The organism is Mycobacterium sp. SM3041, assembly GCF_039668335.1.
Lineage (GTDB): Bacteria > Actinomycetota > Actinomycetes > Mycobacteriales > Mycobacteriaceae > Mycobacterium.
This window is the reverse complement of sequence record NZ_JAYXBQ010000076.1, coordinates 297,350-306,472: the sequence shown is the minus strand read 5'-3', so window position 1 is coordinate 306,472 and position 9,123 is coordinate 297,350. Positions and strand designations below refer to the sequence as shown.

General features: G+C 67.1%; 11 protein-coding genes. All 11 read right to left on the bottom strand.

Features of this window, described 5'->3' with window-relative positions:
- Positions 1-9 precede the first annotated feature (9 nt).
- Entirely contained in the window at positions 10-384 is a 375-nt protein-coding gene (locus VXD91_RS27050) for an NADH-quinone oxidoreductase subunit A (RefSeq protein WP_043400785.1), read from the bottom strand.
- Between the two features lie 193 nt (positions 385-577).
- On the bottom strand, positions 578-970 hold the full coding sequence (locus VXD91_RS27045) for a response regulator transcription factor (RefSeq protein WP_135357290.1): 393 nt from the start codon (positions 968-970) through the stop codon (positions 578-580).
- A 45-nt stretch (positions 971-1,015) separates the two neighbouring features.
- The gene (locus VXD91_RS27040; RefSeq protein WP_244872836.1) at positions 1,016-1,333 is read right to left on the bottom strand and encodes a DUF6285 domain-containing protein; all 318 of its coding nucleotides are present in this window, start codon (positions 1,331-1,333) and stop codon (positions 1,016-1,018) included.
- Positions 1,330-2,301 carry a phosphotransferase family protein gene (locus VXD91_RS27035; RefSeq protein WP_244872837.1) on the bottom strand — a complete coding sequence of 324 codons (972 nt, stop codon included), beginning with the start codon at positions 2,299-2,301 and terminating at the stop codon, positions 1,330-1,332. Before VXD91_RS27035 ends, VXD91_RS27040 begins: the two co-directional genes overlap by 4 nt.
- Positions 2,298-3,536: an acyl-CoA dehydrogenase family protein gene (locus tag VXD91_RS27030; protein WP_212813609.1), complete on the bottom strand. Its 1,239-nt coding sequence runs from the start codon at positions 3,534-3,536 to the stop codon at positions 2,298-2,300. Before VXD91_RS27030 ends, VXD91_RS27035 begins: the two co-directional genes overlap by 4 nt.
- Positions 3,537-3,554: 18 nt before the next feature.
- Positions 3,555-4,184, bottom strand: a complete 630-nt coding sequence (locus VXD91_RS27025) for a TetR/AcrR family transcriptional regulator (RefSeq protein ID WP_212813611.1) — start codon at positions 4,182-4,184, stop codon at positions 3,555-3,557.
- Between the two features lie 2 nt (positions 4,185-4,186).
- A complete protein-coding gene (locus VXD91_RS27020; protein WP_212813613.1) occupies positions 4,187-5,092 on the bottom strand; it encodes a hydroxymethylglutaryl-CoA lyase in 906 nt (301 codons plus the stop codon).
- Entirely contained in the window at positions 5,089-6,291 is a 1,203-nt protein-coding gene (locus VXD91_RS27015) for a CoA transferase (protein WP_212813615.1), read from the bottom strand. Before VXD91_RS27015 ends, VXD91_RS27020 begins: the two co-directional genes overlap by 4 nt.
- Entirely contained in the window at positions 6,288-7,478 is a 1,191-nt protein-coding gene (locus VXD91_RS27010; protein WP_212813617.1) for an alpha/beta fold hydrolase, read from the bottom strand. The genes VXD91_RS27015 and VXD91_RS27010 overlap by 4 nt, the downstream gene beginning before the upstream one ends.
- Before the next feature lie 31 nt (positions 7,479-7,509).
- The gene (locus tag VXD91_RS27005) at positions 7,510-8,625 is read right to left on the bottom strand and encodes a homogentisate 1,2-dioxygenase (RefSeq protein WP_212813618.1); all 1,116 of its coding nucleotides are present in this window, start codon (positions 8,623-8,625) and stop codon (positions 7,510-7,512) included.
- A gap of 89 nt (positions 8,626-8,714) precedes the next feature.
- Positions 8,715-9,101: a nitroreductase/quinone reductase family protein gene (locus VXD91_RS27000; protein ID WP_212813621.1), complete on the bottom strand. Its 387-nt coding sequence runs from the start codon at positions 9,099-9,101 to the stop codon at positions 8,715-8,717.
- Between the last annotated feature and the right edge of the window lie 22 nt (positions 9,102-9,123).

The following is a 9,123-nucleotide window of genomic DNA, read 5'->3' as shown; positions in this document are numbered from 1 at the left end:
GGTCTGCCCTCAGTCCCAGCTCAGTCCGCCGCGTCGCCAGATGTATGCGTAGGCGACGAACACCGTCAGCATGAACAGCAACATCTCCACCACGGCGAATACCCCGAGCGATTCGAAGGAAACGGCCCAGGGATACAGGAAGACGATCTCGATGTCGAAGACGATGAACAGCATGGCGGTCAGGTAGTACTTGACCGGGAACCGCTGCCCGGTGGTCTCATGCCCGGGGGAGCCTGGGGCCATCGGCTCGATGCCGCATTCGTAGGCCTCCAGCTTGGCCCGGTTGTACCGGCGGGGGCCGATGACCAGCGCGATTCCGACCGAACCCACCGCGAACGCCGCGGCGATCGCGCCGAGTACCAGGATGGGGATGTAGACGTTCATGCGTTCGTCATGCCCTGTGTGGCTCCCTCGTCGAGCTGTCGATGTGAGCTGGCCCACAGCTTAGCTCGGTTAACGGAACGGCCGCCGCATTTTGGCTAGGATCATGATCAGTTCCTGACGTTCCCGCGTCTCATCGCCGCTGACGCGAAGAGTGAACGGCCACAGGCCATTTCGTGCTGGTTAACGCACGGTTTCACCGCTGTGGAGACAGCACCGCCACCACGGCCTCGCCGAGCCGGATCGGGTCGATCGGATGGGGCACTGCAGCCTCCGCGCGCGACCAGGAGGCCAGCCAGGCGTCGTCCGGGCGGCCGGTGAGCACCACGATCGGCGGGCAGTTCGCGACCTCGTCCTTGAGTTGCTTGGCGAGCCCCATCCCGCCGGCGGGTGTGGCCTCGCCGTCCAGGATCGCCAAGTCGATCCCGCCCGCGTCGACGGAACTCACCACGACGGGCGCCGTCGCCACGTCGAGATACGTCAGGTCGGGCAGGTCCGGGTGGATGCGCCGTCCCAGCGCCGTGCGCACCTGGTCACGGGTGTTCGGATTGTCGCTGTACACCAGGATCTTGAGCGCGGAGTCGGCCACGTGCTCAGGCTACGACAGTACGGCGATCAGGTAGGCCGGGTTCGGCTACTCGTCGGCATAGCCCGGATGGGCCACGTCCAGCCGATGCCGCACGAGCGCCCGCAGCACGGGCTCGAGTTCGGGGCCACGGTCGTCGAACTCCCCGTCGCGTATCGCGCGCGCCAGGGCCTGCTCGTCGTCGAATCCCAGCAGCCCCGGTTCTGCGCCGTCCTGAGACAGCTCGCGTTCGACGATCCGCAGCGCGTTCGCGGCCACGCGGGCATGGAAGTTCACCGCGCCATCGGTGGCCGCGCGTACCTCGGTCTCCAGGAACTCGGCCACGGCGGCGACCAGTTCAGCGGCGGTGGGACGGTAATGGCTCATCGGGCCGCCACGAGGTTGAGCAGGTCCCATTCGGTTTCACACACCCGCCGGCCGATGGTCGCCAACTCCACCGACCTGGCCTGTCCGGACAGGTGGCGCTGCGCCTGATACCGGCAGATGATGCCCCAGCGCAAGGTGGCGGACACCAGCCACCAGTGAAAGGCCTTGCGGTCCAGAGTGATTCCGCTGGAGTGCTCATAGGCGGTCAGGAAGTCCTCGATGCGGCCCAGGCCGCCGGCGTCCAGCGTCCGCGGCGCCCCGAAGCGCCAGGCCCGAATGCAGAACCAGGCCAGGTCCTCGGCGCGCGAGCCCAGATGGGTGAGCTCCCAATCCAGCACTGCCGCCAGCCGGCTGCCGTCGACGATCAGGTTGCCCATCCGGAAGTCGCCGTGCACCAACACCGCACCGCCGGTGTCCGCCGGCTGGTTGCGCGCCAACCAGCGGAAGGCCCACTCGAAAGTGGCTGTGGTGTCACCGATCTCGTCGAGTTCGCGCCGCCATGAACTCAGTTGGTCTTCGCTCGACAGCCCGATGCCGGTGGGGTCGGCGCGGTGGATCGCCGCCAGCGCTGCGGCGCATTGCCCGAGAAGGGTGGTCCGGCCGTCGTCGTCGAGTGCGCGCTGGATCTTGCGGACGATGGTCTCCCCGGGTACGAAATCGCACACCAGGAACGGACTGCCGAGGGCCTCCGGTGAGTTGCTGGCCGCCAGCACCCGGGGCACGGGCGCGCCCGTGGCCGCGGCCCGGGACAGCGCGGCGGCCTCGAGCTCCATGCCGGCGTGGATTTCGTCGGGCGGTCCGACCCGCAGGATCAATGGGCGGGCGTCGGCCGCGGTGGTCGCCGCGAACGCCCACGTCGCGCGGCTGGCACCGCCGGTGAGTTCCCGCAGGTTCTCGACGCTGACCTCGCCGAGCTCCGGTTCGAGCACCGCGGCGAGCGCTCGGGCCAATTCCGGCGCGTCGATCACTTGCGCCCGAACTTCAGCATCCGCTGCGCCACCCGGCGAATCTGAATCTCTTCCGCCCCTTCGGTGATCCGGTAGCGGCGGTGGTGCCGGTAGATGTGCTCGAACGGCTCGTGCCGGCTGTAGCCGACGCCACCGTGGATCTGCATGGCTCGGTCGGCCGCCTCGCATACCAGTCTGTTGGCGCGGTAATTGGCCATCGACACCTTGTCGGAAACCTCCATGTGGTGATCCCGATCGAGGTGCCAGGCGGCGTAATACACCAGCAGCCGGACCATCTGGGCCTCGGTCTGCAGCTCGGCCAGCGGCCACTGCACGGCCTGGTTCACCGCCAGGGGCTTACCGAAGACGACGCGCTCGCCGGCGTACTGCGCGGCCCGGTCGATGCAGTACTGCGCGGCGCCCAGACTGCTGGCGGCCTGACGGATGCGGTTCTCGTGCAGGAACGTCTGGCCGACCTCCAAGCCGTGGTCCACCTCGCCGAGCACCGCATCAGCCGGCACCCGAACATCGTTCAGTTCGACCTCGCCGTGGTCGCTCGGCATGTTGAACGTCCACCAGTAGTACGGCACGGTGAAACCGGGGGTGTCGGTGGGCACGAGGAACGCGGTGATACCGACCGCCTGCCCGGGATCCCCCGACGTGCGGGCGAAGATCAGGTCGTGGGTGGCGCGGTGCACTCCGGTGTTCCAGCGCTTGCGGCCGTTGATGATCCACCCGTCACCGTCCCGGACCGCCGTGGTCTCGAGCCAGGTGGCGTCGCTGCCGTGGTCGGGTTCGGTGAGCCCGAACGCCATCGACCGTTCACCGGTGATCATGGCCTCGACCCATTCGGCTTGCTGCGCCGGGGTGCCGAACCGGCTCATCATGATGACCTGCGGGAAGTTGCCGACGATCGATGACTCGTCCTGCAGGTCGTTGTGCAGGCCGAGGCCCTTGTGCGCCAGGTGTTCCCGGATGACGGCCATGTCCAGATTGGTGCCGTCGCGGCCACCGAACTCGCTGGGCAGGCCGTAGCGCAGCCATCCGGCTGCGTCGGCACGGCGGCGCATCTCGTCGAGCAGATCCTCCCATTCCCGGGTGGGCACACCGCCGTTCTCGAGGTCCGTACGGGCGAATTCCCGGCGCCGGTCGAAGTACTGCAGGTTCTCTCGTTCCAGCGGTTTGATCTCCGCCTCGATGAAGGCATCCATCTCTGCCAGCAGGCCCGGAAGGTGTTCCGGTAGAGCGAAATCCACGGTGATCTCTTTCGTCGGTCAGAAGCCGTACAGGGTTTTCTTCCAGATGGTCGACAGGGTGGTGATGGCGTCCTCGTCGCTGATCTGCAGCCCGGAGTCCGGGTTGCCGACCACCACGACGGTGAAGTTCTCGAACAGCAGCGAAATCGCCGCGGCGATGTGTTCGGGATCGAGGCGCTGCCCGGGGTGGATGCCCTGCGCATGGCCTTGCTCCGTGGCGTGGCGGACCGAATCGGCGACCAGGTCCATCCCGAAGCGCCGGAACTCGTTCTGTACCTTGGCGAAGCGCGGCTGCGTGGCGCCCAGCTGGGCGACCGCGATCATGATGCCGATGTTCTGCTTGAAGAGGTTCCAGTACCCCGTCACCACGGTGGTGAAGTACTCGGTGTCCTCGGGGGACTCCGGCAGCGGCACACTCATCCCCGACGGGGTGACGATGTCGTGCAGGAAAGACTCGGCCAGCTCGGCCAGCAGGTCCTCCTTGTCGTCGAAATAGCGGTAGAACACCGCCGACGACTTTCCGGCAGCCGACGTGATGTCGGCCAGCGTGGTGCCGTGAAAGCCCCGCTCGGCGAACAGCTTCCGGGCGGCGAGTTCGATGGCCTCGCGGGTCTGTCGGCCCTTGGCGGTCAAATTTGCGGTGGGCATGCTCAGCCCAGCAGCCGGTCGCCGGCGCGCAGCAGGGCGCTGGGCAGCTCATGGCCCACAACACGCTGCGCCACCATGGCCGCGTCGATCGCCAGGTCCAGGTCGATGCCGGTGTCGATGTCGCTGTCCCGCAACAGGTAGACCAGGTCTTCGGTCGCGATGTTGCCGGTCGCGCCGGGTGCGAACGGGCAGCCGCCCAGGCCGCCCACCGACGCGTCGAGTCGCGTCACACCGGCCTGCACGGCGGCGTAGGCGCTGGCCAGGCCGGAGCCCCGCGTGTTGTGGAAGTGCGCGCCGAGCGGCAGGTCTCCGATGACCGGGCGGACGCGGCTGATCAGGTCGCTGACACGCCGCGGGGTGGTGGTGCCGATGGTGTCGGCGATGGCCACCCGATCCGCCCCGAATTCCATTGCTGCCGCGGCGATATCGACCACCCGGCCCGGGTCGGTCGGTCCGTCGAAGGGGCAGTCCCAGGCGGTGGCGATGATGACTTCGGCGCTGGCGCCGCTGTCGTGGGCCAGGCCGACGATGTCGGAGATCAGGGCCGTCGAATCGGCCGTCGAGCGCCCGACGTTCGCCCGGCTGTGCCCGTCCGCGGCGGACACCACGTATTCCAGCGACCGCATGCCGGCCGCCAGCGCACGGCCGGCGCCGCCGGCCCCCGCCACGAGCGCGGAGAACTCGACGTTGGGAAAAGCGTCCAGCGCCGCGGCCAATTCGGCGGCATCGGCCAGTGCGGGCACCTTGGACGGTGAGACGAATGCGGTGGCCTCGACCTCCTGCACACCGGTGGCAACGATGGCCTCGAGCAGTTCGAGCTTGGCGGACAACGGAATCGGGTCTTCGAGTTGCAGGCCGTCGCGCAGGCAGACCTCGCGGACGGTCACGTGGGCCGGCAGGTCGGTCACAACACACCCTCCTCGCGCAGTGCCGACAACTGCCCGGCATCGAGACCGAGGAGACGGCCGAACACCTCCGCGTTGTCCTGGCCTGGCCGCGCCGAGCCACCGTTGCGGATGGTGCCGGGCGTGTCCGAGAGCACCGGGACGACGCCGGGACCCTTCACATTGCGTTGCACCCGTTCGTCCCAGTGGTCGGCAATCATGTTGCGTGCCTGCAGTTGTGGGTCTTGTACCACCTCGGCGACAGTGTTGATGGGCCCACTGATCACGCCGGCCTCCGACAGGGTGGCGATGATGTCGTGGGGCTCCCGCTGCGCTGCCCAGTCGCCGATGATCTTGTCGAGTTCGTCCTGGTTGCGGCCACGCGCCAGATGGTCGGCGAACCGTTCGTCGGTCGCCAGTTCGGGCCGGTCCATGGCCTGACAGAGCCGCCGGAACACCGTGTCCTGATTGGCCGCGATCACCACCCAGCTGCCGTTCGCGCTCTGGTAGATGTTCGACGGCGCGATACCTTCGAGCCGGGTGCCCGACGGTCCGCGCACCACGCCGCCGATGTCGTAGTCCGGAATGGTGGATTCCTGGATGGCCAAACAACTTTCGGTGAGTGCCGTATCCACGACCTGGCCCTCGCCGGTGACACTGCGCCGGTACAGTGCGGCGAGCGCGCCTTGCGCGGCGAACATGCCGGCGAGGCTGTCGCCCAGCGACAACGCGAGTCGCGGCGGGGGACCGCCGGGGAAACCGTTCATGTGCCGCAGCCCGCTCGCCGCCTCGGCGACCGACGCGTAGCCGGCCTTCCCGGCGTCGGGACCCGTCTGGCCGTAGCCCGACACCCGCACCAGGATGATGCCCCGATTGCGTTCGCGCAGAACGTCGTAACCCAGGTTCCATTTCTCGAGCGTGCCGGGCCGGAAATTCTCCACGATCACATCGGACTGCTCGACGAGGTCGAGGAACAGCTCCCGGCCGCGCGCGGTGCGCAGGTCGAGCGTCACCGCTTTCTTGTTGCGCGCGTGGACCGTCCAGAAGAACCGGTGGCCGTCGAGCTCGGCCTGGCCCCAGGTCCGGAGCGGATCGGGGGCCGACGGCAACTCGATCTTGAGGACCTCGGCGCCCATGTCGCCGAGCAGCCGGCCGGCGAACGGACCGGAGATCAAGGTGCCGAGTTCGAGCACCCGGATGCCGTCCAGAGCACCCGTCGTCACAGCGAAAACCCCCGCTGGTGCAGCCAGTCCGTGCAGATGCCGACGGCCTGCCGCAGCGTGCCGCGCTGATCCGGTCCGGAGTAGTAGTGGTTGGCGCCGGGAATCTCGTGCATCTCCTTGTCCGGATGCCCGATCGCCTCGTAGAGCCGCCGCGTGTGGCTGGGCGTGCAGGCGTCGTCGGCGAGGTTGCCGATCACCAGTGTCGGCACCGCGATGTCCGGACCCGCCTTCACGGCGTCACCGTTGGCGTCGTCGTAACTCCACTGCGACAGCCAGCTGCGCAACGTACAGAATCGGGCCAGGCCGACGGGGCTCATGTTCACCACTCGAGGATCCCCCAGATAGCACTGTCCCGGGGTGCGTTCGTTGGGATCGACCGTCGGGTCGAGCCAGCGCGGGTCGGCCATGGTGCCGTGCACGACGAACGCGAACTCGTCATCGGGCCGCCCCGCCGCCTTGAGCTCGGCGAGCTTTTCCTTGACCCACTTGGTGATTCGCCGGTTCCGGGCGATCTGTGCCTCGTGGTACCGCTGCAGGAACTCGGGGGAGTACGGCGGTTGGTTGGGGTTGTCCGGGTTGTAGAGATCGAGTTCGGGATCGCGCTTCGACGGGTCGTTCTCATCGAGGATCGAGGCGTCCATCCACTCGGTCATGGTGCCGTGGCGGCTGATGTGGGCGGCCAGCAGCATGAGACCGTCCGCCGGGATCAGGCCCAGCTTCGTCAGGTCCGGCCCGTCCCCGGAGGGACTGGCCGTCACCGTCGGGTGCTGCGCCTGCTGCTGGTAGAAGACCGACAGCGAGCCGCCGCCGCTCCACCCGGCGAGGACCACCTTCGCGTAGCCCAGCCGGTTCTTGGCATCCTTGATGCACTCACCGAGATCCTCGACCACCTTCTCCATCAGCAATGCCGAGTCGGTGCCGCGGAAGCGGCTGTTGCAGTAGATGACGTGGTGGCCGGCGCGCGCCAGTGCGTTGATCATCGGCAGGTAGGCGCCGCCCCCGATGGGGTGCATGAACACCAGCACCGTGTCACTCGGCTTGGCTTTCGGCTTCAGCAGGTAGCTTTCCAGCACCACCAACTCCGCCACGCCGCCGTACACATCGCGCACTGCCGAGTTGTTCTGGTACGCAACCAGATACGGGATGCGGTCGTAGTCGTGCTTGACGGGTGCTTCGGCGGTTGTCATCAGTGCTCTCTCTTCTTCGCGCAAGCGCTCATCAGTGCTGCCCCAGATCATTGGCAAGGATTTCGGCGGAGGGTGTGAGACGTCGGCGCGTATCGATGGCGATCACCGACCAGTCGACGCGGTCGTACTGGTCGAACTTGCGGCGGGCGCGCTCCCGCGCCGCTTCCGGTGCGCCGTGGTGAACACCTTGGGGCGCATGGGAGATCAGGCCCGGCGGCATCGGGATGCCGTACAGCGAGCCGGAGTGGAAGAACGCGATCTCGTCGTAGTCGACGTTGCGGTGGTACCAGGGGGTGCGCTCGGTACCCGGCACGCTCTCGGCCGGCTTGGGTAGGAAGTTCATCACGTAGACGCCGGTCGCCTGCATGAACAGGTGCACGGTCGGCGGCAGGTGCACGCTCTCGGACGTGATGACGGTGTAGTCCTCGATGTTGAAGGTGAACGGGAAGTTGTCGCCCCGCCAGCCCTCCACATCGAGCGGATTGTGTTGGTAGATGAGCGAGGTGGTCCCAACCCCATCGACCGGGGCGTGGTACATCCGCACCTCGTACTCTCCGTCTTTTTGCGGGCCGTCGCCAGTTTCAAGCGGCTCGGGTTCGGGGATGGTGACCTGCGCCGGGTCGAACGGGAAGTGTCGTCCCAAGGTCCCGGCCGGCGGCACCCGGAAGTCATCGGTGGCCTGGATCATGAGCCACGTCGACTCGTCATCCGGCACCTGCCGGAACGTGCACGCCTTCGGGATGTAGACCCAGTCGCCCTCGCGGTACCGCAGCGGCCCGAATTCGGTCTCCAGCAGCCCGGAACCCTTGTGTACGAACAGGAGTAGATCACCGTCGACGTAGCGGACGAAGAACGGCATCTCGGTGCTCCGCCGGCTCAGCAGCACCTGGCAGTCGGCGTTGGAGAACATCAGCAGGGGAGCGCCCGCCGCGTCGGTCGCATCCGAGGGCTTCAATTCGGAGGACAGCACGTCTGTGGGCCGGAGCGGGCCGACGGTGCGGTATGCGGTGGGGTCGTTGCGCCGGTACATGTTCGCGGTACGCCCGACGAAGCCGCCGCGCCCGAGTTCGTCGTCCTTGAGCCCATCGAGGTCGGCGTGCACTCGCTTGGGAGTTTTGCCTTTGCGCAGGTGGACGAATGATTCCATGCTTGCTCCTGTACGTGGCCCTGGAACTAAAAATAACGTTAGTTTTACTTATGGACCGATGTCAATGACCCGACGGAGATTGGCGCGGCCTAACCGTCCAGGTCGACGCGCACGGTCAGCAGGTTGGTGCCGAACGTGCGTACCCCGAAGCTGTTGAACTGCGGCAATTCGCGAAGTCGCGCGGCCGCGTCATCGTCGGGTACCAGGTGCGCAGTCCCGCTGTGCCATCTGCCATGCAACCGCACCCGAACCCGGGGATCAGCCTGGATGTTGCGGATGTACTGGGACTTCTCACCGAATTCCGAGACGAACCAGAACTGCCCGTCGACGATCTTGCCGCCCAGCGGAGTGCGACGGGGTTCACCGGACTTGCGCCCTGTGGTCTCGAGTAGCGTCTGAAACGGCAACCGCCGCATGACGGGATTGGCGATCCGCTTCTGGAAGAAGTTGGTGAAAGCGGGCTGTGGGTTTGGCATCTGGCTATTTCACACCCTCGTG